This window comes from Providencia sp. PROV004 (assembly GCF_011045615.1).
Taxonomy (GTDB): Bacteria; Pseudomonadota; Gammaproteobacteria; order Enterobacterales; family Enterobacteriaceae; genus Providencia; species Providencia rettgeri.
Window position 1 is genome coordinate 3686719 of sequence record NZ_CP042859.1, and the last position, 23726, is coordinate 3710444.

At 40.9% G+C, this 23726-nt stretch carries 33 protein-coding genes; 26 read left to right on the plus strand and 7 right to left on the minus strand.

The features are described from left to right. Positions 1–110 precede the first annotated feature (110 nt). The 4 genes from FVA69_RS16835 to FVA69_RS16850 all read right to left on the minus strand — a co-directional run bounded on the left by FVA69_RS16835 (position 111) and on the right by FVA69_RS16850 (position 3564). A complete protein-coding gene (locus FVA69_RS16835) occupies positions 111–605 on the minus strand; it encodes a nucleoside deaminase (RefSeq protein WP_109911730.1) in 495 nt (164 codons plus the stop codon). 569 nt (positions 606–1174) lie between these two features. After that, a complete protein-coding gene (locus FVA69_RS16840; RefSeq protein WP_164529132.1) occupies positions 1175–1936 on the minus strand; it encodes a hypothetical protein in 762 nt (253 codons plus the stop codon). Beyond that, on the minus strand, positions 1926–2957 hold the full coding sequence (locus FVA69_RS16845; RefSeq protein ID WP_164529133.1) for a phage integrase: 1032 nt from the start codon (positions 2955–2957) through the stop codon (positions 1926–1928). The genes FVA69_RS16840 and FVA69_RS16845 overlap by 11 nt, the downstream gene beginning before the upstream one ends. 16 nt (positions 2958–2973) lie before the next feature. Further along, on the minus strand, positions 2974–3564 hold the full coding sequence (locus tag FVA69_RS16850; RefSeq protein ID WP_164529134.1) for a phage repressor protein CI: 591 nt from the start codon (positions 3562–3564) through the stop codon (positions 2974–2976). A 144-nt stretch (positions 3565–3708) separates the two neighbouring features. Here FVA69_RS16850 and FVA69_RS16855 point away from each other — a divergent pair, with 144 nt between their 5' ends. The 8 genes from FVA69_RS16855 (at position 3709) to FVA69_RS16890 (ending at position 8352) form a co-directional block, all read left to right on the plus strand. Then, positions 3709–3933, plus strand: a complete 225-nt coding sequence (locus tag FVA69_RS16855; protein ID WP_164529135.1) for a regulator — start codon at positions 3709–3711, stop codon at positions 3931–3933. Positions 3934–3962: 29 nt separating this feature from the next. Continuing rightward, positions 3963–4472, plus strand: a complete 510-nt coding sequence (locus FVA69_RS16860) for a phage regulatory CII family protein (protein WP_164529136.1) — start codon at positions 3963–3965, stop codon at positions 4470–4472. A gap of 2 nt (positions 4473–4474) precedes the next feature. Next, positions 4475–4630: a hypothetical protein gene (locus FVA69_RS21755; protein WP_164529137.1), complete on the plus strand. Its 156-nt coding sequence runs from the start codon at positions 4475–4477 to the stop codon at positions 4628–4630. Positions 4631–4639: 9 nt separating this feature from the next. After that, a complete protein-coding gene (locus FVA69_RS16870) occupies positions 4640–4990 on the plus strand; it encodes a DUF5347 family protein (RefSeq protein WP_164529138.1) in 351 nt (116 codons plus the stop codon). 71 nt (positions 4991–5061) lie between these two features. Beyond that, entirely contained in the window at positions 5062–5268 is a 207-nt protein-coding gene (locus tag FVA69_RS16875) for a hypothetical protein (protein WP_164529139.1), read from the plus strand. 242 nt (positions 5269–5510) lie between these two features. Beyond that, positions 5511–7679, plus strand: a complete 2169-nt coding sequence (locus tag FVA69_RS16880; protein WP_238789259.1) for a replication endonuclease — start codon at positions 5511–5513, stop codon at positions 7677–7679. Then, entirely contained in the window at positions 7639–8010 is a 372-nt protein-coding gene (locus FVA69_RS16885) for a hypothetical protein (protein ID WP_164529140.1), read from the plus strand. The genes FVA69_RS16880 and FVA69_RS16885 overlap by 41 nt, the downstream gene beginning before the upstream one ends. 120 nt (positions 8011–8130) lie before the next feature. Further along, entirely contained in the window at positions 8131–8352 is a 222-nt protein-coding gene (locus FVA69_RS16890) for a hypothetical protein (RefSeq protein WP_096864691.1), read from the plus strand. Here FVA69_RS16890 and FVA69_RS16895 read toward each other — a convergent pair. The 3 genes from FVA69_RS16895 to FVA69_RS16905 are packed head-to-tail and all read right to left on the minus strand — an operon-like array spanning position 8338 to position 11473. Further along, entirely contained in the window at positions 8338–8655 is a 318-nt protein-coding gene (locus FVA69_RS16895) for an ogr/Delta-like zinc finger family protein (protein ID WP_141395919.1), read from the minus strand. The genes FVA69_RS16890 and FVA69_RS16895 overlap by 15 nt on opposite strands. Beyond that, positions 8655–9686, minus strand: a complete 1032-nt coding sequence (locus FVA69_RS16900; protein WP_164529141.1) for a phage portal protein — start codon at positions 9684–9686, stop codon at positions 8655–8657. The genes FVA69_RS16895 and FVA69_RS16900 overlap by 1 nt, the downstream gene beginning before the upstream one ends. Next, the gene (locus tag FVA69_RS16905) at positions 9686–11473 is read right to left on the minus strand and encodes a terminase large subunit domain-containing protein (RefSeq protein WP_164529142.1); all 1788 of its coding nucleotides are present in this window, start codon (positions 11471–11473) and stop codon (positions 9686–9688) included. The genes FVA69_RS16900 and FVA69_RS16905 overlap by 1 nt, the downstream gene beginning before the upstream one ends. Before the next feature lie 161 nt (positions 11474–11634). On the opposite strand from FVA69_RS16905, the gene FVA69_RS16910 reads away from it, so the two are divergent. The 18 genes from FVA69_RS16910 (at position 11635) to FVA69_RS16990 (ending at position 23723) form a co-directional block, all read left to right on the plus strand. Beyond that, positions 11635–12417 carry a GPO family capsid scaffolding protein gene (locus FVA69_RS16910; protein WP_164455387.1) on the plus strand — a complete coding sequence of 261 codons (783 nt, stop codon included), beginning with the start codon at positions 11635–11637 and terminating at the stop codon, positions 12415–12417. 21 nt (positions 12418–12438) lie between these two features. Next, on the plus strand, positions 12439–13467 hold the full coding sequence (locus FVA69_RS16915; protein ID WP_048608874.1) for a phage major capsid protein, P2 family: 1029 nt from the start codon (positions 12439–12441) through the stop codon (positions 13465–13467). A 3-nt stretch (positions 13468–13470) separates the two neighbouring features. After that, positions 13471–14178, plus strand: a complete 708-nt coding sequence (gene gpM, locus FVA69_RS16920; protein WP_164529143.1) for a phage terminase small subunit — start codon at positions 13471–13473, stop codon at positions 14176–14178. Positions 14179–14276: 98 nt separating this feature from the next. Next, complete coding sequence (locus tag FVA69_RS16925) at positions 14277–14687, plus strand: hypothetical protein (RefSeq protein ID WP_164529144.1); 411 nt, start codon at positions 14277–14279, stop codon at positions 14685–14687. Beyond that, entirely contained in the window at positions 14666–15118 is a 453-nt protein-coding gene (locus FVA69_RS16930; protein ID WP_164529145.1) for a head completion/stabilization protein, read from the plus strand. The genes FVA69_RS16925 and FVA69_RS16930 overlap by 22 nt, the downstream gene beginning before the upstream one ends. Then, positions 15115–15594, plus strand: a complete 480-nt coding sequence (locus FVA69_RS16935) for a phage tail protein (RefSeq protein ID WP_164529146.1) — start codon at positions 15115–15117, stop codon at positions 15592–15594. The genes FVA69_RS16930 and FVA69_RS16935 overlap by 4 nt, the downstream gene beginning before the upstream one ends. Continuing rightward, the gene (locus FVA69_RS16940; RefSeq protein WP_164529147.1) at positions 15584–16282 is read left to right on the plus strand and encodes a hypothetical protein; all 699 of its coding nucleotides are present in this window, start codon (positions 15584–15586) and stop codon (positions 16280–16282) included. Before FVA69_RS16935 ends, FVA69_RS16940 begins: the two co-directional genes overlap by 11 nt. A 12-nt stretch (positions 16283–16294) precedes the next feature. Beyond that, positions 16295–17413, plus strand: a complete 1119-nt coding sequence (locus FVA69_RS16945; protein WP_164529148.1) for a DUF2586 domain-containing protein — start codon at positions 16295–16297, stop codon at positions 17411–17413. Continuing rightward, positions 17413–17868, plus strand: a complete 456-nt coding sequence (locus FVA69_RS16950; RefSeq protein WP_164529149.1) for a phage protein — start codon at positions 17413–17415, stop codon at positions 17866–17868. Before FVA69_RS16945 ends, FVA69_RS16950 begins: the two co-directional genes overlap by 1 nt. Positions 17869–17884: 16 nt before the next feature. Beyond that, a complete protein-coding gene (locus FVA69_RS16955) occupies positions 17885–18178 on the plus strand; it encodes a phage holin family protein (protein ID WP_048608858.1) in 294 nt (97 codons plus the stop codon). Continuing rightward, positions 18175–18585: a structural protein gene (locus tag FVA69_RS16960; RefSeq protein ID WP_164529150.1), complete on the plus strand. Its 411-nt coding sequence runs from the start codon at positions 18175–18177 to the stop codon at positions 18583–18585. The genes FVA69_RS16955 and FVA69_RS16960 overlap by 4 nt, the downstream gene beginning before the upstream one ends. After that, the gene (locus FVA69_RS16965) at positions 18582–18959 is read left to right on the plus strand and encodes a hypothetical protein (RefSeq protein ID WP_164529151.1); all 378 of its coding nucleotides are present in this window, start codon (positions 18582–18584) and stop codon (positions 18957–18959) included. The genes FVA69_RS16960 and FVA69_RS16965 overlap by 4 nt, the downstream gene beginning before the upstream one ends. A 101-nt stretch (positions 18960–19060) precedes the next feature. Continuing rightward, positions 19061–19324, plus strand: a complete 264-nt coding sequence (locus FVA69_RS16970; RefSeq protein WP_096864679.1) for a putative phage tail assembly chaperone — start codon at positions 19061–19063, stop codon at positions 19322–19324. Positions 19325–19431: 107 nt separating this feature from the next. Continuing rightward, positions 19432–19515 carry a DUF6890 family protein gene (locus FVA69_RS21850; protein ID WP_375084321.1) on the plus strand — a complete coding sequence of 28 codons (84 nt, stop codon included), beginning with the start codon at positions 19432–19434 and terminating at the stop codon, positions 19513–19515. Then, a complete protein-coding gene (locus tag FVA69_RS16975; protein WP_164529152.1) occupies positions 19512–21611 on the plus strand; it encodes a phage tail tape measure protein in 2100 nt (699 codons plus the stop codon). The genes FVA69_RS21850 and FVA69_RS16975 overlap by 4 nt, the downstream gene beginning before the upstream one ends. Next, positions 21604–21939 carry a DUF2590 family protein gene (locus tag FVA69_RS16980; RefSeq protein ID WP_164529153.1) on the plus strand — a complete coding sequence of 112 codons (336 nt, stop codon included), beginning with the start codon at positions 21604–21606 and terminating at the stop codon, positions 21937–21939. The genes FVA69_RS16975 and FVA69_RS16980 overlap by 8 nt, the downstream gene beginning before the upstream one ends. Continuing rightward, entirely contained in the window at positions 21929–23119 is a 1191-nt protein-coding gene (locus FVA69_RS16985) for a baseplate J/gp47 family protein (protein WP_164529154.1), read from the plus strand. The genes FVA69_RS16980 and FVA69_RS16985 overlap by 11 nt, the downstream gene beginning before the upstream one ends. Next, on the plus strand, positions 23106–23723 hold the full coding sequence (locus tag FVA69_RS16990) for a phage tail protein (RefSeq protein WP_164529155.1): 618 nt from the start codon (positions 23106–23108) through the stop codon (positions 23721–23723). Before FVA69_RS16985 ends, FVA69_RS16990 begins: the two co-directional genes overlap by 14 nt. Positions 23724–23726: the final 3 nt, after the last annotated feature.

The window sequence follows — 23726 nt, forward strand, 5'->3', positions numbered from 1 at the left end:
GTTAGGGTGGCAATAAGCTACCCTATTTCATTGATAGATAATGATGCAAACGATTAAAGCCATCTGCTTTTTAAATTATTATAGTGGGGAACTATAGCACCCGACTAAGATTATAAATTTGGCTTAAAATATTGCGTATAAATAGAAACCGCTTGCTCTTTTAAGATGCCTTTAACCACTTCAGGTTTAAAGGGGCTTTTGTCAAAGATTTCATCACTCCCCAACATAATATTAAAACCGGCAATCTCGGCTAGTTCATCATGAGAAAGACTATAAACCATCCGACCTAATTGGCTCCATACCATTGCACCGGAACACATACAACACGGCTCACAACTGGTGTACAGCGTATAATCGGATAAATCCATGACTTTATGTTCAGAACAATACTGGCGTATGAGACCCAACTCCGCATGATAGGTTGGGTCACTTTCAGTATGAATATGATTTTCACCTGTCATAACGACTTGGTTATTTTTAACTAATACTGCACCAAAGGGTTCATTGCCATTTTTCGCAGCATCCGTTGCCAAAGCCAAAGCTTGCGTCATAAACTGAATATCTAGCGCATTTTGCTGCTCATTGTTGTTAAGCTTATTTTCCATATACACACCTTTTATGCATAAATTAATTTAATTTTAAAATAACCTAAATAGGTTATATCAAGTCTAGTTATGAATTAATACAAAATAACCTGCGTGTGCACAATTTCCTTGCACATTTGGGAGATGCAAAACATTTGCCCATGTTTTGTTAGTACAAGGGTGCTACTGAAACTATCAAGCTTAAATATATGAAAAGGATTTCAATAGATTCAATCTTTAGGTCACCAAAAGAATTGCAATATCAATCACATAATTTCAAAAAACCAGTAAATATACGAATTAACAAGAAATGAAAAGCTGAAATGAATTACAAAAGTATTTAGGGGTAATTAGCGTGATATGCTTTAGAAAAACAAAAAAGCCACTTACGATGAAGTGGCTTAATGCGCTGATTTAACAGCTAAAATTTGGTGGCCCCTGCTGGACTTGAACCAGCGACCAATCGATTATGAGAAACTTGATAGGGTTATATAAAACAACAAGTTACCTTACATATCATGTCATTAGAAGAAAATAGAGGAAAATAGATGAAATGCTTACTAAGCTAGTGAGACACTTTTGAGACACTTTCAATCTTGCTCAAATTTACTTCTTATATCTCTTGGTGGTACCATTAAAAAATCAAACCTATCATCATTTATGATAGCAAGAGACCAAAATAATATATGCTCATCAATTCCAGAGGATAGAATACTCTTTAATATACTTGTCTGATTTTTTTCGCTATCTATTATTTTCAAGCATAGCTGTTGAACTAAAGGGTAAATGTTATTCAAACAGGCATAACCATCCGCATGGTTATAAGCATATTCTTTCGCATATTTATTAATATTAGATTTTAGATTGTTATCCGCAATTATTTGATTTGATAGCTCCATATCCCCTGCTGACACACCACCAGAAGAGATGCCCATATTACACCACATAAGGAGTTTAATAAAAGATAAACTAAGTCGATCAAAATATTGCGTCTCAATACCATTCGCAAACCCTGTTAACGTTTTATTTTCTTTTATATTCTTATGTATAAGATTGATTATAAAGTTAAAGTTATTAAGTTCAGACTCATGTTGCGCTATTTTTATTTGCTGCTGACTAAAATGTATTGTTTTTCTAAAAGTACTTACCAAAATGACAACCGAAGCAAGTGTAAATAAAGCTGTAAAAAAGGAAAAAACCCCGCTTAAAAAAGAGCCAAAGCTTCCCCAGTTTGCATTAACTTTAGAAATCCCCAAATCATAAAAGTAATATCCGTAGATTAGAAAGGGAGCTACAAATAATACAATTGCTAAAAGTACCAACGTAGTGATTATTGCTGCATTAATTTTCATAAATCATACTCAGCGGATTAAATTTCACTGCATCTTCCAAATGGTCAGGGGAAAAATGAGAATATCGCATAGTCATTTTTATATCCGTATGGCCTAAAATGCGTTGTAATACCAGAATGTTACCACCGTTCATCATAAAGTAAGATGCGAACGTATGACGTAAAACGTGTGATGATTGCCTATCTGGCAATTCAATACCAGTTCGTTTCATTGCTGACCTGAAAGCAGAATAGCAAGGCGTAAAAAGTTGCCCTTTTCTTTTAGGAATTTCGTTATAAAGAGATTCGCTAATAGGAACGGTACGATTACGTTTCCCTTTCGTTTTTGTAAAGGTAATTTTAAACGGTGTAATTTGTGACCTTGTTAAACTTTCTGCTTCCGACCACCTTGCCCCTGTGGATAAAGCAATTTTGATAATAATTTCTAAATCTTTAGCTGTGCTTTTTCTGCTTTCTTCAAGTAGTGACTCAATTTGTTTATGGGAAAGAAAAGCCATTTCTGATTCATCTGTGCGAAATGCTCTGATTTTCTTTATTGGATTATCACCTGTCCACTCACCAAGCCTGTCTAGCTCATTAAACACAGACCTGAAATAAGCAAGTTCAAGATTAACGGTTCTAGGTGCTACTTTATCAATTCTAGTTGTTCTTGATAACTTACCTGATAAGCGTTGTTCGCGATATTTAGAAAATAACTGGGCAGTAAATTCTAAGGCTAAAGGGTCTCCCATTTGTTCACATGCCCAAAGCATTACAGATAAGCGCTTCTTTCCATCGCTTAATGTAACTCCGTGTGAGTTATACCATGAGTTAACTAGTTCGCTCATTTTTCGTGTATCTGTTTTAGTATCTTCAATCCACGGTTTACCCTCGGCCTTATCCAACTCATAGCGTTCATACGCTATAGCTTCACCTTTGGTGGCAAATTTTTTACGAATGCGTCTACCTTTCTTGCCGTCGGTTCTGTTTTCAGCATAAAAGTCAGCGATCCATTCGCCTGTTGATAATTTTCTTACACCCATAAATAAAGTTCTTATGTCAGTAATCTTTGATTTCTTTTATTACTCGCCCAAGTATTGTTAAATCTTTTAAATCACAATCAAAAGCCATTCCGATACCAGATACACGAACACGTTGAACTGGAATGCGAGTTAATTCTCGGATGCTAATTTTCCCTTCAATATCAACAAGCCATTTACCATCAAAAATGTCACCAAATGATTTATCAATTAAGTAGTAATCCCTATCGATTTGTACGCAAATTGGTTCTGTTGGCATTGGCTTATTAGATGGAAGCATAACTTTATCGAACATTACAGTGCTAGCCCTTTGCAGCTCTCCGTTTAGTTCTTTGAAATTAGTTAACTTCAATATATCAACTCGTTCGTTGTCAAATGGATTACCTGTTCCCCAGACTAGCCATTCAAGATTAGCGCTGGTTTCATGCATGCACCTAACAACCATATCAGCAGGAAAGATATTGCGTTTATATCTTCCAGAAAGAGCACTAGCCCCCATATTGAAGTGTTCAGCTAACATCATTTTTGAAGAAAAACCATAGGCTTCAATAATTCTATCTAAAACAGCACCACTGTTTTCACATGATACAAAATCAAATGAATCATTCATTTTCATTCCCGTAAACTTTACGTTATGCAAAATAAAAGCATCACAACGTTGACACTTTGCGTTAAGTGAAGTAAATTACGCCTAAAGCAAAGTGAAAATAGATGCAAATAGATGTAAATAGATACCAATAGGAGATTTTGCCTTATGCGCCCAAATATTACAATAACCATTCCAGACCCTTATGTAACTGTCAGTGAGTATAGTAAACGCACCGGACTAACAGAAAGATCAGTAAGAAACATGATTGCAGATGGTCGTTTGCCAGTTCGTGAAAAGAGCAAAGACTTAAAGCAAGGAACTGTGTTTATCAATCTTGCTGCAATCACAGTTGAAGCCCTTTCTAAATCAAAAGTTTCGCTTCAAGCGTAGTTATTATTCGCTTTAGGAGAAAAAATACCATGTTTGATTATCAGGCTTCCAAACAATCACACTTTGACAATGCATGTCGTGCTTTTGCAATTACTCACAAAGGTGACCTTGTTCAGATAGCGGAAGCAATCGGCATGAATGCGCAAATGTTGCGTAACAAGTTAAACCCAGAACAGCCGCACCAATTAACATCAAGTGATTTAGTTAAAATTACGGATGCGACAGAAGATGCCACGTTGTTAGATGGTTTATTAGAGCAGCTTCAATGCCAGCCGTCTGTACCTTTGAATAATGCATGTGAAGGAAATTTTCCTGCACATATTTTAAATGCAACGGCAGAGGTCGGAAAGTTAGCTAGCCAAGCGGTTTTAGGTGGTCATATTAATAATGCCCGTTCCGCTGAAATTAAACAGAGCGTAAATAATGCGATCCGTTGTTTAGCATTAGTTGGTGTGACAATTTCAGCCCGTTTACATTCATCCCCTGCGTTTGTATCAGCGATTGATACCGTTGTGGGGTTCAGTCAAGCAATGGTGTGATTATGACTCAAGCACATAAACAGCAGTACAAATATAAAGTCACTGGCGACTCATTTAAACGTTTGGAAGAAATCAGCGTAAACAAAAAAGATGGTTCATTAAAATATATTGTTCCCGTTATTTTGTTTGCAACTATTTATTTAATTTCTAGAATATAGGTGATTATTATGCAACATAACCCATCATTTATAGAAAATCGTATTAATGAAATCCCACTGGATATGCGTGTTAGTGGACTAAATAAAACATCCGAAATTAAATCAAAAGTTTTTGGTTTAAGTAATGATGCACTTAAATTCTTTATGTTAGAAATGCGTGACCGCTTTAGCCAACATCATGAAGAAAACAAGAAGTTCTTAGGTGTTATTCTCTATATGGCAGGCATCGAAAAAGAACGCCATGATTGCAAATTTGAAGATTTAACCACAACAGAGATATTTAATATCGTCAAAGCTATTAATCATATTAAGGCTGTCACTTCTTTATTACCAAAGAATTTAGCATTACCACTTAATTAAATAATACCCAATTAAATAAATGACGTTAGCGCGTCAGGGATTTTTACACTCTAAATTTAGGAATTAAATAAATGAATATACCAGAACCAACATTCACACCCGTATTAGATGCCACTTCAAATGATGCAATTTTAATTGATGGTTGCATCAACTGGAATCGTAATGATGAACGCAAAGTTTGCAATGACCGTTACGCTTCTCGCCTGCGTAAGCTTCAAATGTATGTGCTGCAAGAAAAAACCAGATTATGCAGCAATCAGTCAGTTACTAGAAAGTGAAATTAATCACATTGAAAATATGGTGGTATCGCAATGAAATTTAACTTTTCTTTTTTAACAAAAGTTTTTCAAAAAAAAAGAGGTGATTTATATCCCTTACCTTATGGCTCAAAGGCCTACCCGTGATTTCTATCAAATAGAAGTTACTGCAATTAATAAAGCATTAAAAAGGATAAAGAAAGAATTAGAGCAACAAGGTTTTAAAGTTATACATCGCGGCAGTAACACAAGGGAAAGTTATTTTGATAACTAAAGTAGAACACAATAGCGACGTATATATTTCAATACGTCGCCAACAAGAAGAAAATAAGCCAGAGTTGCCGAAATCAGCGACTCTGGCTGAGCGCATTATGTGGGATGCCAATAAAGATGATGCCGAGTGGCGTCATGAAATATTCGCGCATGTTCCCGATTTCCTCGCTATTTACTTTGCTACCAAATACGCACGCCTTTTTAATCAAAAGGGTCGTCGTCGTGCCAATGAATTTTTACGCAAAACCGCTAAAAATGTATTGCCACGATTCGAACGTGTCATGAAACATTATGAGTTTAAGCATCGTGTTTCAGGTGATAGACCATTCCCCTTTATTGAGCAACTAGAAAATATTGCGCAGTTAGATAGAACGGTTATCAAAACTTTAGCAAATGATATTGCCAGTTTTATGAGTGATAACTATGAAGCTGCAACAAAGCAATACGCCAACAGCGACCCAAAAGATGAGTATGACGCCCGTCAGCGTCTTGATAAAACTTATGCTTTCATTGCTAAGTTAACATTACAGTCAGGTACCCAACCGCCATATTGGCAGCAATTCATTAAAGGCAGAATTAAACCGAGTGAGGATAAACTTTGCGCGGCATTACTTCGCATGTTTGATGCTGCTTGGTGGTATCGTCGCTTAAAGCGTTTATGTGACCTGAAACGTGAGCACCTTGCTATCGCGATTGGTCAAGTTCAAAAATCGGCATCCCCTTATGTTTCAAAAACAACCTTGCATCGCTGGGTAGAGCAAAAGCGGTCAAATTGGCAATTTCTTAAAGACTTTGAATTAGAAGACGAAGACGGCAACCGAACCGAACTTACAAAAATGGTTTTAGGTAGTATTGCAAACCCAGCCGTTCGTCGTTGCGAGCTAATGGCGCGTATGCGCGGGTTTGAAGACCTCGCCAAGGAAATGGGCTGTGATGGTGAATTTTACACAATGACAGCTCCATCAAAATACCATTCAGCCTATCAAGCAGGCGGATTTGTTGATAATTGGAACGGATGTGATCCAAGAGCAACTCAAAAGTATCTATGTAAAACGTGGGCGAAAATACGCGCAGCTTATAGCCGTGCAGGTATCCGTGTTTTTGGTTTTCGTGTTACTGAGCCGCACCACGACGGTACACCGCACTGGCATATGTTGCTGTTTGTTATGCCTGAACATAAAAAACAATTACGTTCTATTTTTAGTCACTATGCACGTTTAGAAGATAGAGACGAACTTACCACACCTAAAGCATTAAGAGCCCGTTTTCATGTGGAGCCTATCGACGAACGTAAAGGAAGTGCAACAGGCTATATCGCTAAGTACATTTCAAAAAATATCGACGGTTACGCAATGGACGATGAAGTCGATAAGGAATCAGGCCAGAAGTGCAAAGACATGGCGCGTGCGGTTTCCGCTTGGGCTTCACATTGGAAAATTCGCCAGTTTCAACAAATAGGCGGTGCGCCTGTGTCGGTATGGCGTGAACTGCGCCGCATGGGAGATGATACCGAAGCATCAACAGGTTTAGATGTTGAATTTGCCGAAGTTCACAAAGCAGCCGATACCAGCAACTGGAGCGAATACACCAAGTTGCAAGGTGGTGCATTTGTGCGTCGTGCCGACCTTATCGCCCGTCTATGGTATGAGCGTGAAGAAAAGACCAACGTATATGGTGAGCCCGTCGATTGCATCAAGGGGGTTTACTGTACTTTAGTGGGTAACGACTCCCCAATTATCACACGTATTAAGAACTGGCAGATTGTGCCGAAGTTAGCCGAAGCGACAGCGGAGGCTGGTTTTGATGGCGCGATTAGCGCCCCTTGGAGTTCTGTCAATAACTGTACGCAGGCACGGAGGACGATTAAAGACAAAGAAACGGTTATTCCCGATATTGTCAGAAAAGCCAAAGAAATTGGCATCACTTTAGACCCCGAAAAAGACCCTTTCATGATCCATTCAATAGCAAGAGGGGCAATTTATACAGAAAACGGTCAAAGCGTGAAGTTTCACGCGAATGGCCATATTCAAAAAATCGTATTTAAGTCAGATAAAGTCAAAAAATCACTGGCTCGGTGTGAGTCGGCTATATCTCGAATTCATCAGAGGATAAAAGAAAATGGCAAAAACAGCAGCGGAGCGCAAAGCGGAACAGCGTAAGCGACAAAAAGACAGTGGCGAAACGAAATTTGAGCTGATGGTTGATAGTCAAGAATTGGAAATGTTGAAAAATAATTGTGCTATTCGTCGACCAGGGCGGGAGCCTTACGAAATGAATGAGTACATTCAACTATTAATTCGCCAAGATACTGCTCGACTAAGTGACAAAATTCACGAGTTATCAAAATCAACCTGTAAAAGATGTGGTGAGCAATTGCCTGTTAGTCAGTGTTGCTTATCAGGTGCGTCTGATTGTTGGAATACAAACGGCTGGCATGATTTGAAGTTGGATAATATTGCCGTGACATGTCACAAAGCGGATAGTTTATAAATGAATCACATAACCCTGTAATTCAAAAGAAATTTTAATTATTTCTGATTTACAGGGTTTCCCAATGACTTTATTTATGTATACTGTACAAATATCCAGTATACAAATGGGAATTTGAATATGAGCGATTTATTACAGGAATCGGTAGCGTTTGAGCGCATTAGTGTTATTGCAAAGCTAGGGAGTTTAGAGGGTTGCAACCATTATGAGCGTCAAGTTGTACTCACACTGATTACTGAACTTGCAGACGGTGCAAGGGAAGAAATAGCAAAAAAGAGCAATCAAAAAATTAGGCTGCTAAATAGCAGCCCTGATGTAAATCAGCAATCATGCACCCTTTGAGGTTAATAACCCTAGCGCCAGTTGGCGCTGTTCAGGGTTAAATTTTTCAATCATGGATTGAATCAAATCATCTGAGTGGGCACTAGGGCTGATTGTGTGACTAAACGTTAGATTTAAAACATAGGTGTGACCGCATTCAACATCATTACAGGCGCAATAAAGGTCTGAAATTTCACGATGTTTACGATTCGATTTGCGAATTGTCGCGCGTTGGCCGCAAATGGGGCAGAATATTTTTAATACTCGCACGTTCCAGACCTCCGATTGTTGATAACGTCTTAATTTTACCCTATTTTTAGACATTATTCATTTTCCTTAATGGTATTTTGACGGAAATTTAATTTCAAAGGCTCATTTCTACCGATTTTACTATTAACCGCATTCATAAATAAATTTTGTACAGGGATAACTTCATCTTGTCGATAGGCTTCTCTTGCTTTTAAGGGGTCACCTAAGCCGCCAGAGCCTAAGCCGGGAATGATGCCAGCAAGGCCTGCGGGGAAGCGGTGAGCATTTAAGATATCTTGCGCACTAATACTTTTCACATTGCTAAACTCATCGTTTGCAGAGATATCCCCAACGGGAATAAATTTGATGCCATCAGGGTCACCATTCGGCACACTCACAAACATAGTTTCAAAATTACCAATCCCTTTGCTTTGGCTGAGTTTTTGGATAATTTGTTCTTCTACTTCGTCGGTCATATTCGGGTCATTACAGTAAATCATCCCGCCCGTGTGTGCCCCGTTATGGTAATAACGACGACGAAATATAGTGGCTTCACTGTTTAGTAAAGCTGCGTGGATACCGCCAATATAGTCCGGTAAACCGTAGACTTGCTGTTGTGGGTCATACATCTTGATATAAATGATTTCATCAGGGGTATAAACTAGATGTTCACCTTCTTGTAAAATGACAAAATCACCGTCTTTACGCCTGCGCAAGTAAAGTGAGGGCAAAACCTCCAGTCCGATGGTTTCGCCCCAACCGTTACGCACTTTTAAAATGGCCACATCACCAAACAAAAAATAATTAAAAACGGCTGCTTTTAGTTGCTCATGGGTTAGGCCACCGCCTATATAGTCACTGGTAACCATATTATGACGAGCATAAAGAACGCCCCCATGTTGGCCATTTAAATTCACTAACTGCGCAAGTGCTTCACGGTCTATTGGGGGTGTCCAATGATCAAAATCATTGTCATACCAAATATTTTGATAATCAGTATGAGTCGTTAAAATCGGCTCTGGTTTGCCAAGAACGATGCTAAATGCTTTTTTTGGCGCAGTCGTAGTCTGTGTCATTTGTTTACGAGAATTCCGTTTCTTTTTCATTATGCAGCCTTTGGTAATATATATTTAGATTTGCGCTTTTTATCCGTGTTAAGCGGCTCTTTAATTACTGCGTGAGACGTTGCCCAGAAAACATCCGCGTGGCCTGTTTCTTGTGTTCTATCTGCGACGAATGTCATTGCGCCACCTTTACCTGTAGTTGTGTGACGGATGCATAAAAATGACGCGGGGATTTCTTTCTGATCCATATCCCATTCAATGCGTTCTTCGTCGACAATATCTATCATTTTCATCACAAGTTGCGTTTTCATTTGCAGACTATAAAGAATGGGCTGTGTGATACGTGGCGCAAAATCTTGCACCATTTCATATACGGATTGACCTATCCCTGTGGTATCAATGCCAATATGTGTGAAACGATATTTCTTGGTTAAGTCTTCAATCAATTTTGCTTGATGTCGCCAGCTAAACCCTTGCCAATAAAATGTTGCCAATACCCGAAATACTTCGGGTGCCATCATGGGTGGTGCAACGATAACAAATGTTGACGTGTCGCCAGAGCGTGCAGGGTCATACCCGCCCCACACTTCGCGATTGCCAAATGGGCGCGGGTCGTCGGGTTTATGGTCTTCCCATAAATTCACATCAACACCGCATTTCATTAAGGTGTCATATTTAAAGACAGACTTACCACTATCAATAAATACGCACATATACAACATGTTGAATGTGTCAGGGTTATATCGTTGTCGTAATTTATCGATAGACGCTAAGTTAAAGCCGCCTTTTATCGCATCTTCAAGGGTAATGATATAGCGCCATTGCCCATCGGGGCACTCACGCCCCCCATCACGCATTTCTTTCTCACTTGGAAACTCGACGTTCTTACGTTTAGGGTCATTGCCGCGCCATTCATCCCCCATCCAAAATGGATAAGCTGGATGTGTTTTAGAGCTAGGCGTGGAAAAATAGGTGATACGCCAGCGGTCATGTGTTGCCATTGCAGATGCAACATCATTTAAGCGTTTAAAATCAGGAACCCAAAAATATTCGTCACAATATAAATGACCACTATAAGATTGAGCCGTGTTTTTATTGGTGGATAAGAAGCGCAGCTCTGCGCCATTACTTAAACGGATGGGATTACCCGTTAGCGATACACCAAAGAATTGCTCCGCAATATTCACAATATATGACCGGAATACTTCCGCTTGGGGTTTTGACGCAGATAAAAATATCTGCGGGTCACCCGTCAAGCAGGCATTCTCAAAGGCTTCAAAGGAGAAGTACCACGTTGCCCCGATTTGACGGCTTTTTAATATATTGCGCACTGCCTGCGTGATATTAATGCGCAAATGCTTTTGATAACCAAACAGCATTTCATCAGCAAAGCGTTGGAAATCTTCTGGCATCAGGCTAGAAATGTCATTTTTACGATAACGTTTCTTTTTCTTCGGTTCGCCATCTTCATTCATTGTATAATCAGCACCGCCTTGCATATCCGCTGATTGCGATTTTAACGCTGCCATTTTTTCAGCGTGTTTATTCGCTTGCGCCATTAATTTAACGTGGCTAGCAATCAAGCGGTCTAACTCATCTAATTCAAGCTCCGTTTTTTTAGTTCGCTCGCTCAATAAAACAATGCGACGGTTAATTGCTTCAATCACACTCTCATGACTGAGCATATCTGCCCAATTCCATTTTTCTGCCCAATAGTAAACAATCCGACGATTAGGCAGGCTCAATTCCTCCGCGATTTCCGCTGGAGTATAGCGTCGCAAATATAACGATTTTGCGACCTGTATTTTTGCATCCGTGTATTTAACCATAGTAGATGCATTGTGCCCCGACCTTTAAACGCTGGCATTAAGCGGCTTTCGGCAAAGCATTTATAACCGAATCGAACTTGTCGCCAGTGAAAAAAATGTGGGCAATACTGAGCACCTAACGAAATGGAAGTAATAAACCCAAGGATGGGAGCAACATGTAAATGTCGCAATTGAGAACAACATGGTTATGTATCGCGACTGAGGGTGACACTGTTGATGGTCGTATTATCGAACGCCAACATTTAATTGAAGCCGCTGAACTTTATGATTACACGCTATGGGCAGCGTTGATTTGGCCTGAGCATAACCACGAAGTTGATCCAGTGGGTGAAGTACTTGAAGTCATGCTTGATGAAGATAATAACGGAAACTTGCAACTTTTAGCGATTATCCGCCCATTTGTCAGTTTGCTATTAGCAAATACAGAAGATAAGTGGCTATTTACCTCGATTGAATTAACGCCAGATGGAAATTTTCGCGGTACGGGAAAACACTATTTAGAAGGTCTGGCTGTTACTAATAGCCCGGCAAGCGTAGGAACAACACGGCTACACTTTAGCCGCAACAAATCTAAGGATGGAACCATGTCAGACAAAAAAAACTGGCGCAAAAAATATAATATCGCAGACCCTGCACCAACACCGGAACCAACACCGGAGCCAACACCTAACCCCGACCTTCAAGAGTTAGCCGAAGCGCTGGCAGCTGCCGAAGATAAAATTGTAGAGCTGGAAGCGAAGCTAAATGAAACGTCGCAGGAAGTGACTGAAGTTCAAGAAGATATCGAAGTAGTAAAAGAAGTCGTCGATACAAATGAATTTAAACAGTTGCGTGATAGTTTGCCGGATTTAGTTAAAAATTTCAGCAAACTAGATAAGGTTGTGACTAAAAAACCAAATCCAAATCCTAACGGGGATAAAAACGCTCGTTTTAATTTTCTGTAAGGATAAAAAGGAAAGGAATCCATGCAATTAAATACTCGTGCAAGGCAGTTTCTAAAAGAATATGAAGCTGGTCTGCGTAAAAGTTATGGGGTTGACGATACGTCAAAATACTTTGCCATAACTGATCCAAAAGAAACATCATTGCGCAATGCGTTGATGGAGCAATCTGCATTCTTAAACATGATTACATGTGCTGATGTAGACCAACTCCAAGGGCAAGTCGTATCAGTAGGAAACCCCGGTATTTTTACAGGTCGTAAGCAAGGTGGGCGTTTTATTCGTCAAACTGCGAACGATGGTAATGAATATAAACTGGTTGAAACTGATTCCGGTGCAGCACTTGATTGGGCGCTTTTATCTGTATGGGCGAACTCGGGATCTGAAAATGAGTTTTTCCAACGCATGCAAGCCTTTACTAATGAAACGTTTGCATTAGATATGATCCGAATCGGTTGGAATGGTACGCATGTAGCAAAATCAACAGATTTTGAAGCCTATCCGAACGGAGAAGACGTCAATATTGGTTGGCATCAAATCGCAAAAGATTGGGACGGTGGTAAACAGGTAATTACTGACCCAGTCAAATTAGATGATAAAGGGGATTATCGGTCATTAGATGCAATGGCATCCGACCTGATTAATACCTGTATTCCGGTGCAATACCGCAGTGACCCACGCTTAGTTGTATTAGTTGGGCCTGATTTAGTCGCGGCTGAACAATACCGACTTTATCAAGCGGCTGACAAACCAACAGAAAAAATCGCAGCTCAAATGTTGGGAACCACAATTGCGGGTCGCCCTGCGATTATCCCGCCATTTATGCCGGGCAAACGCATGGTTGTGACATATCTGTCAAACCTGCATATCTACACCCAACGCAATACGCGTCAGCGTAAAGCGGAGTTTGTAGAAGACCGTAAGCAGTATGAAAACAAATATCTGCGTAATGAAGGATATGCGCTGGAATATCCAGAGTTATATGCCGCTTATGATGAAAGCGCGGTCACAATTGGTGAAATTACTGAACCTGCTGAAAAGGTCGGTGAATAAACCATGTTATCACCTGCTCAACGTCATCGGGCTAGCGTTGAACTACGCCAAAAGCTAGAACAGCAACAGGCCGTCACTATCGCAGATGGTGCTAGTATGCACTTACAGGCGAGAGCGATTGAGCAGGATGTCAAAAGATTGCGTGAGCAACCGACAACGGCTGACCGCGTGGAAATGAAAAAGCGGGAGTTACTCCCCGCTTATCTTCCCACCGCTGAACGCTATTTGTCCGAGGGGGAGGTCTACCGAAACCCGATTTTTGCTTACTGCACCGTTTGGCTATTTGATGTTGGGGATTTCGACAAGGGATTGGATTGGGCAGATATTGCCATTGAGCAAGGACAGCTCACCCCAGACAATTTCCGCAGTAATTTTCCGGCCTTTGTCGCTGACACTATCTTAGCGTGGGCAACATTGGAAAATGAAGCGGGAAACAGTATTGAGCCTTATTTTTCAAGAACCTTTAAAAATGTCACTGAAAAATGGCGAGTTCACGAAAAAATCAGGGCGAAATACTACAAATTTGCTGCATTGAATTTGCTAAGAAGCAATATCAATCAGGATGCGAAAGCCAGTGCCATTGACTGTGTCGATACATTGGAACAGGCCGCATCCTATATGGAAAAAGCACGACAGCTTAATCCTAAGGTGGGTGTTGATACGCACTTAAAACGGATCGCAATGCGCATTCGAGCGTTAACAGCCGAATAAAAACGACTACCGCAAGCCAATCGGGCGTGGTGGAGATGATGCAATTTATTGCTTTCAATCTTGGAAGCCAGTCAGCCCGATTTTTTAAAGGATAAAAAATGAAAGCATGGATGATAGGTGTATTTTTTGCGCTGGTATTTTCAATGAGTTTAATTGTCGGTAATAAATTTGATATTGAAATATTAACGGATATTGGTGTTTCAATGGCGTGGGTATCTATTGTTTTTTATTACATTATTTCCGCGTCGATTTCATTAGCTCTATTTTGTTTTTCATTTGGTGATGCAAAGCAAAAGGGAATTTGTAGAGAATTTATTTTAATATTTAATGAAACTAATTCAAAGCCAAGAGCACTTTTCTATTTAATTAATAACGTTTTCGCAATTGCGTTTCTATTTTTATCGGGATTTATTATCACAGGTGTAAGTCTTGCTGTAATGGCTCTTGTATCGCGATATCTAATTAAAATTGCGGTAAGGAAAATATTATGCTCAATGGCAATGAATTAAATTATCAGTCCGTTGAAATAACGAATGATGTTTTTTGGCCTGATATTAATTTAGCTGATTTTCAAAAACAGCGGAAAATACCACCGGATTTAAATCATGAGTTATTAACGGATGCGTTATTAGCCAGTGTTGCTGAAATTAATTTATCGCTGGAATCACTGAAAAGACAATTAATGTCTAAAGGTTATAACACTGCCAGTGATGCACCGGGTGCTAAAGCTAACGGACAAAACGCATTATGTGCGCAATATAAAAAAGCACTCTACGCACGAGCTAAAGCGGATTTGATAGGTGAAATAACCTCAATTGTCAGTCGTGCGGCGAATCCGAAGCAAGAAAACCCTGAAACAAAGAATAATTTACTCGCAGAAGCCGCATTTGTTATCCGAAATATGAAAGGCTTAAAACGTGTCACGGTGGCGATGATATGAATAAATTAAAAAGTCTAACTGATTTTTTAAAAACCAATTTACCGCTACGCGTCTGCGACGTTGAATTTAAAAGCGAAATGGACGAAATACAGTTTATTCGTGCCCATCGGGATTTAGGTTTAGACCAGTATCAAATGATGATACGACAAAGTGAAGCTGTCATTTCATGGGGGCGTTTTCCTTATCGACTGATTCATCCTGATTATATCCCTTTGCTAATTGATGCGTGGGCATGTGAACAAGATAACGAGTTAGGCAATAGCAATATCGAACAAGAACCGCCATCTATGATTGTTGAAGTTGATGACGAAACAGCTGTTGTCATTGTGTCAATTTCACTCGCTGAGCCCGTTGTGATGAAAGAAGACATAAACGGGATTGTTCCTTTTGATGGTAAACGTTGGTCACTGGCAGATACCGAATTTGGATACGCAGAACATGCTGAAATTTATAGCGACGTAAAAAATGATAATTAAAGGCCAATTGAGCAAAGAGCAATTTGCAGAAATGCAAAAAGCGTTAAAAAACCTTGAATTACCAGAAAAGAAAAAACAGCGTTTTTTATGGCGCATGGCGAAACATGGCGTAATTGCATCAGCAAAACGAAATGTTAAAAATCAACAATCGCCTGATGGTGAAGCTTGGAAAAAAAGGCAAAGTAATTATAAGAAAAAAATGCTTCGTAATATGCCTAAATTATTGCATATCAGGGAGATGCCTGAAACAGATTCGGTAAGAATTTATTTACAAGGTGGAAATTATCATAGTGGCGGTAAAAAATTAAGTGCGGGTGTTGTTGGTTTCACTCAACAACATGGAATGAAAGCAACAATAAGAAAACGTGATGTTCAATCAAAAAAAACAACTGAGCGTGAAGCCACAAAGAAACAAGCAAAAAAATTACGTGATTTAGGATATCAGGTTAAATCTGGGAAACGTTGGAAAAAACCAACTGTAAAGCATATTTGTGAAAATATGGATATGGGGCAAGCAGGTTTATTAATTAGAAAGTTAAGTGAAAAGCCACCTAAAAATACATGGTCGATAGATGTTCCATCCCGTGTTTTTTTAGGCATGAGCGACAGCGATTTTAAAAAGGCACTCGCAAGGCAGTTACAAGGGATTGGATTTGGCGCTGATGTTAAAGCGCAGGATATTAAATAAAAGGACTTAACTATGTGGCCTAACATTCAGGTTAATCAAGTCAATCAGTTACAAGGCGAAACTAAAGAAATTGAGCGTGTTTTGCTGTTTGTGGGCAAAGGGAAAAGCCATATTGGTGAAACCTTACCTATTAATACTCAAACTGATTTAGATACATTATTGGGGGTAGAAAATAGCCCTTTAAAGTCGAATATCAAGGCAGCAATGGCGAATGCTGGGCAGAACTGGTTTGGTTATGTTCACGTCTTGCCGGAGAGCGCAGCCGAAACCGATTTTGTTGATGCGGTCATGAAAGCGCAATCTGTTGCCAGTGTTGAGGGCTATGTCTATATCGGTGATACCACCAAAGCCACCATTAAGGCCGCGCAAACACTCCGCGCCAATTTAATGGCGAAGTTTGGGCGCTGGACATGGGCAATTCTTTCTGTCGCAGGGTTACAAGCAAAAGAAACGTGGCAACTAGCATTAACGCGCCTTGGTGAACTTCAAAAAGGCGAAGCGGTTGAATCTATTCAATTAGTGCCCACATTTTGGGGAAATGAAGCGGGCGTATTGGCGGGTCGTTTATGTAACCGTGCGGTTACCATTGCTGATAGCCCGGCTAGGGTGAAAACAGGCACTTTGCTTGATTTAGGTAGCGTTGATAAACCTAAAGACGATAGCGGTGTAGAAATTGATTTAGCCACCTTGCAAGCGTTGGAAAAACTCCGTTATAGCGTGCCAATGTGGTACCCCGACTATGACGGCATGTATTGGTCGGATGGTCGCACTTTAGATATTGAGGGCGGTGATTTTCAAGCGATTGAAAACCTGCGTATTGTTGATAAAGTCGCGCGTCGCGTTCGTTTACAAGCTATTGCAAAAATTGCAGACCGTAGCTTAAACAGTACACCAAACAGCATCGAAACCCACAAATCCTATTTTGCTCGCACCATGCGTGAAATGTCACGCAGTGCAGAAATTAACGGTGTTACGTTCCCCGGTGAGTGCAAGCCACCGCAAGACAATGACGTCGTGATTGTGTGGAAAACCAAAAATACTGTTGAAATTTATATCACAGTAAGAACGTATGAATGTCCGAAAGGAATTACGGTCAGTATCTTACTGGATGCTAGCTTGGAGAGCGCATAATGAGCCAACGTTTATCTGGTCAATCCTTTGACTTTAATATTGATGGTGACTTAATTCACGTCGAAAAAGTGAGCCTATCCATTACTGATAATACCGCAGCCGCGCAAACCAAAGGTATACCCGACGGTTTTGTCGCGGGTGATGTGAGCGCAGAGGGTGAAATCGAAATTAGTACAAAATATTTTGAGATTATCGTCGCAAAAGCGCGGGCGGCAGGTTCATGGCGTGGGATTAAGCCAATGGATTTCTTATGGTATGCCAAGGCAGGCAATGAAGAAATGAAAGTCGAATCATTCGGTAATAAATTGATTTTGACTGATATTTTAGATACTGACCCCAAAGGTGGCGCACTCAATACTCACAAAATTAAATATCTGGTCACCAGTCCTGATTTTGTGCGTATTAAAGGTATTCCTTATTTGGAATCTGAGTTAACTCAAACCCTTATCGGATAATAGGGATAATTTGTTCATGGAAGAACACGAAAAAACATTTATTACAATGGTTATTATCGGGGCGCTAATTAGCATTGGTCAAATGCTAACAGGGGCTGAACCTATCACCATCAAGTTATTTGTGAGTCGGGTGATTTTAGGGGCGGCAACCTCTGTCGCTGCCGCTGCACTTTTAATTTGGATCCCCGACCTTTCTCCGCTTGCCCTTGTTGGGTGTGCGTCCGCATTAGGGATTGCCGGATACCAAGCGGTTGAAATGTGGATTAGAAAACGTGGAAGCGCACTGTTAAAAGGGAAATTTAAGCAATGAGCAAATTACCACCAAGAGGAATTCGTAACAATAACCCCGGTAATATCCGCCACGGTGATAAATGGCGAGGTTTACACCCTGAGCAAACAGATAAATCATTTTGCCGATTTATCGCACCGGAATGGGGGTATCGGGCACTGTTTATTTTAATGCGTAACTATGAGCGCAAACACAAAATTTGCTCTATTCGTGAAATTATTAACCGTTATGCACCGCCAGTGGAAAATAACACGGAGGGCTATATTCAGCGTGTCGCAAAAGAGTTAGGGGTTAGTCCTGATGATTGCTTATCTGTTATGCAAAAAGACGTTTTGTTTGCTTTAGCGGATGCCATTACTCGTGTCGAAAATGCGGGGCAGCAACCTTGGGGCATTGCCGAATTCGAAAAAGGATATGCATTAATATGACAAAACAACTCGCGCTGATAATTGCTTTATTGGCCTGTGCCTTTGGCGCGGGTTGGAAAGTCAACAGCTTATATCACGATAGCATTGAGCTAACCGCAAGTAGGACAGCAGCAAAAATCAAAGGGGATATTGAAAAAATATCGAGTGAGTCCGGTCAAAAGCTGGAAGAACAATTGGAGGGGATTGCCAATGCTGCCCCCAGAGAAATACGCACTGAAATTATTAAGCCTGTGTTTACTAACGTTTGTGTTAGTGATGAGTTTGTCAGCATGTACAACCAAACCGCCGACAATATCGAGCGTGAACTATCAGGAAAACCTGTTAAAAAAATGCTCGACGGACATTCCGAGACTCGCGGGAACAACAGGCCGTGATATATCAGAGCCATTAGAAAAAATGGCTATTTTATACGGTCAATGTGCCGCACGGCACAACCAATTAACGGACGAAATCAGAAAGAGAAAGGAACTATCTCATGACTAAAAAAATTATTACGTTAACTATCAATGAAAAAGACGTTAGCTTTGAGCCAAATATCACGGCTTATAATGGCATGATTAACGATATGTCGATGGACAATAAAGTTGCCCCGCTCACCACTTATTTAAAACGTATTGTCACCGCTGAAAGCAAAGAATATTTAGACGAATTACTCAGCTTTCCCGGGGCTGCCGCACAACTTGCCGAAGCAGTAAACAAAGAATACGCGCCAAAGCTGGAAATTAGCGTAAAAAACTAAAAAACCGTGTTCGTGCAATTGAGCGCAATGAGTTAGAGCAATTCATTGCGCTCAGAAAACACTATTTACCTCATGAGCCGGACACGGAAGAAAATATCGCTACTGCAATCTGGTTAGATAACCGTCACTGGGAAAACACGCAAATTGCAGTCGCAAACGGAATTGTATTAGCGTTTAAAGGTGACTCATGAGCGAGTTAGATTTTACTCTCAGCCTTATCGACAATATCACAAAGCCTATTCGACAAGTGCAATCGGCTGTCTCTAATTTTGCTAGAGATAGCCAAGTCGCCTTTGGTAAAATTGCTGTAGGCGGTGCAGGTCTTGCCGGGGCGTTCTGGTCTATTAAAAGCATCCTTGACCCTGCCATTGAAATGAATGATGCCATGATGAGTGCATCATTACAGGGTATTGATGATGGCATCATGTCTAAAGTGTCTAAAGACGCCCTGAAATTCGCATCCCAATACGGAAAATCATCCATTGATTTTGTCAATTCCACTACGGCAATCAGCAAAGCCATTAACAATGTCACGCAGCAAGATTTGCCGCAATTAACCCGTATCACAAACACAACCGCAGCGGCATTAAAAACTACATCAACCGAAGCCACCGAATATATGGGGCAAATGTTTAACCAGTTTGAAAGCCAAGCAAATACCGTTGGGCATGTTAAATTTGCCGAAGATTTAGCAGGTAAGGCCGTGTATATGTCAAAAGCCTTTGGCGTATCGATGGCTGAAATAACAGGTTTGATGGAGGGCGCAAAAAATGCAGGTACGCAATTTGGCGTCGGGATTGATGAGCAGCTTGCGGTATTGGGTGAACTGCAAAGAACGCTAGGCGGTGAGTCGTCGGGAGCGTATGAAGCATTCCTCAAAACAGCTACCGATAGCGGTAAAAAACTCGGCCTGTCATTCGTCAATGCGTCAGGTCAGATGTTATCCATGCCTGAAATGCTGGATAAATTGCAGGGCAAATATGGCAAGAGTATTGAGGGCAATTTAAAAGCCCAAAAAGAAATTGAAGCGGCCTTTGGTGATTCTGCCGTCGTGGTCAAACAGCTTTATGGCAATGTTGATATTTTGCGTAAAAATATTGGTTTCTTAGGTGCCAGTGATGGAATGAAGCGCACCACGGAGCAAGCCGCAAAATTAGCCAATCCGTGGGAACGGCTTATGTCTATTTGGCAATCTATCCGTATCGCCATTGGTATGACGTTATTACCTGTCATTACCCCATTAATCGATAAACTCGCGGAAGGCGGTCAAACCCTTGTACGATGGTTTACGTTATTCCCCAACATTGCGCGCTGGGTCGGTTATATCACAATGGGCACACTCGGATTTGCTGCCGCAGGTGCTGCCGCCAATATCGTGATGGGCATTTCCAAATTTATCATGGCAGGGTTAAGTATCACCATGGGGGTATTTAGTGGTGTGCTAAAAATGGGCACTGCTGCTATTTGGTTATATCGCACAGCAATATTGGCATGGAATACCGCCCTTAAATTTATTCGCGGCACATTGTTAGCGGTGCGTATTGCTGCAATGGCGGCAGGTGTTAGCTTTTCATTTATGAGTTGGCCTGTCTTATTAGTTATTGGCGCTATCGCGCTTTTAGCTTATGGCATTTATAAACTCATTAAACATTGGGATGATGTTAAAGCTGCAGTAATGAACACAACAGCATTTAAAGTGGTTGCGATTGCAGTGCATGCCGTCGGGCTTGTTGCTATGCAGGCGTGGGAATGGATGTCACAAAAGTGGCTAGAATTTACGGCCTATTTTGCTGATACATGGGCATTCAAGGCGATCATGATAGTGATTGACACTTTGAAGACTGCATTTATTCAAACGTGGCAGGCCATTACGGATGGGTGGAATACGGTTTGCAATTTCTTTAGTGATTCACCTATTGATAAAACATTTGAAGCAATGGGAAATAGTATTAAAGCTATTTTTTCAAAGGTTTGGCAATCAATTACGGATTCTTTTCGTAGTGTATATAACACCATTGTAGAAACACTAAATTACTTGCCGGGCGTCAATATTGAAACCAAAGCCACCGGAACCGTTGACGGTTCACCCGCCCCAGCAGGCGCGGCAGGTTTATTAGTCGGTGGGCAACTTAGCGGTGTAGAGAAAGGCGGCATTAGTCGGCAAATCAGCAATAACCGAACCCAATCGATTGATAACAGCAAGCGATACGATACAGTAAATATCAATGTGACAAACGGAATGTCACCAACGGATTTAGCGGAATGGACTGCGCTTGATAATGGATAACTTACTCTACATTGATTTATTAATTACAAACCGAGATTTGACATTAAACTCCGGCAATGAACCGGAGTTATGCAATAACCGTCAATCAATCACCCAAGATGTGGCACACCGTATTATTGAAAGCGGACTCGCCACCCAATTAGTGGCAGAACGTAGCCCAACATTACGCGCGGACATTCGCACGCAAATGGAAATTTTGGTTGAAAGTGATGAACGGTTAGTTCCGGGTGCCGTTGTGATTGATGAAGAAAATACTAAGCGACTTTGGGTAACCGCGGATACGTATGATTTTGGCCGTATCAATTTAGGGGTAAATTATGAACAGTAAAAAAATCCCTGAAATTGATTATGAACAGGTTTTACGTGATAGCGGGATGCCTGTCTCAGAGGAAGAAATTAGCGATAAATTTGCGGAAATTGTCCACGATGAGGGCTTTGTTACTAACACCTCGGACATGTCACCGTTTTGGCGCTTGATTAATACCATTGTAACAAAGCCTGTTCGCTGGCTCACGGAAGCATTAATTAATGTCACCTTGAAAAATATGTATTTAGCTACCGCATCAGGGCAATGGCTAGATATGTTTGCATGGGGCGTCAATTTAACGCGCAAACCTGCCACCGAAGCAAAAGGCGTCATCCGTTTTTATCGTGCCGCAGGTGCGGGAACAGTCACCATTCCTGACGGAACCATAGTGCAAACAGAGCGTATCAACGGAATTATTTACAGTATGAAAACCGTTGAAACTAAAGCGATAAATACCGATAGCGCATTAGTGCCGGTTATCGCTGAAAATGCCGGAGGGGCTTACAATCTTGCTCCTGGTTATTTTCGTATTTTACCCGTCGCGATTACAGGTATTGAGCGCGTTCAAAGTGAAGAAAATTGGTTATTAGTTCCGGGTGCGAATGCAGAAAGCGACAATGATTTGCGTGACCGCTGTCGCAATCAATATAACTTAGTCGGTCAATATCACACTGACGCAGTGTATCGCGGCATGATAGCGAATGTTGTCGGCTTGAGTATTGACCGTATTTTCTTTTTGCATGATGCACCGCGCGGCGCGGGAACGGCTAACGCCTATTTGTTATTAGACAGTGGTGTCACTAGTCAGCCATTTATCGACAAAGTGAATGATTATATTAATGCACAAGGCCACCACGGACACGGTGATGATATGCAGTGTTTTCCCATGCCAGAAACACAGCACGTATTAAAAGTGACTTTATTTGTGCAAAGCGTGGAAAACTTTACCGCAGAGGAATTGCAAAAACTTAAACAAGATACGGGTGATTTAGTACGCTGCGCCTTTCGTGAAAACACCAATTATGACGTTAAAAAAACATGGCCATATTCACGTTTTTCATTCTCAAATTTAGGCCGTGAGTTACATAAACAATTTTCCGTCTTGGATTCTATTGTGTTTAGCATACCCGACATTGTCAGTGATTTAAGCGTCCCACGCCTAAAATCGCTCACGATAGAGGTGCAAAATGCCCGAGTTTAAAGAACGATTAAAGCGATTGCAGTTGCCGTCATGGATGAACCTTGGTGAGCTTGCCACATTATTGCGAGCCGCAAAGCGGTTTTGGGAAATAATTTATAGCTGGTTAACGTGGCCTTTGGCGCAATTAGACCCCGATACATGCACCGAGCCATTATTAAACTTGTTGGCCTATCAGCGCGATATCCACCGCTTTAATAATGAACCGTTGGATTTATACCGTAAGCGCGTGAAATATGCATTTATCAACGCTAAAGACTCCGGCAGTGTTGCAGGATTTATTGAGATATTTAAACGCCTTGGTGTGGGCTATGTCGAAATTAACGAGCGACAACCGGATATTGACTGGGACGTCATTATTTTACGGGTCAGTGATGGTCAAATTGCCAATAACCCGGATTTGTTATTACAAATCATTAGGCAGTACGGGCGAACATGCAGACGCTATCGCTTTGAGGTCATGGCGGTGCATGAGTTAGGAATGCGAGTGGGCTTTGTTGAGGCCGAGTATATTTGCTATTACGCCACGCTCCCAAATCAGCCATTATTTATTCGAATTGGACAAATTACCGCGTCAAGTGAAACCTTTGGCGCATCATTAATGTAAAGG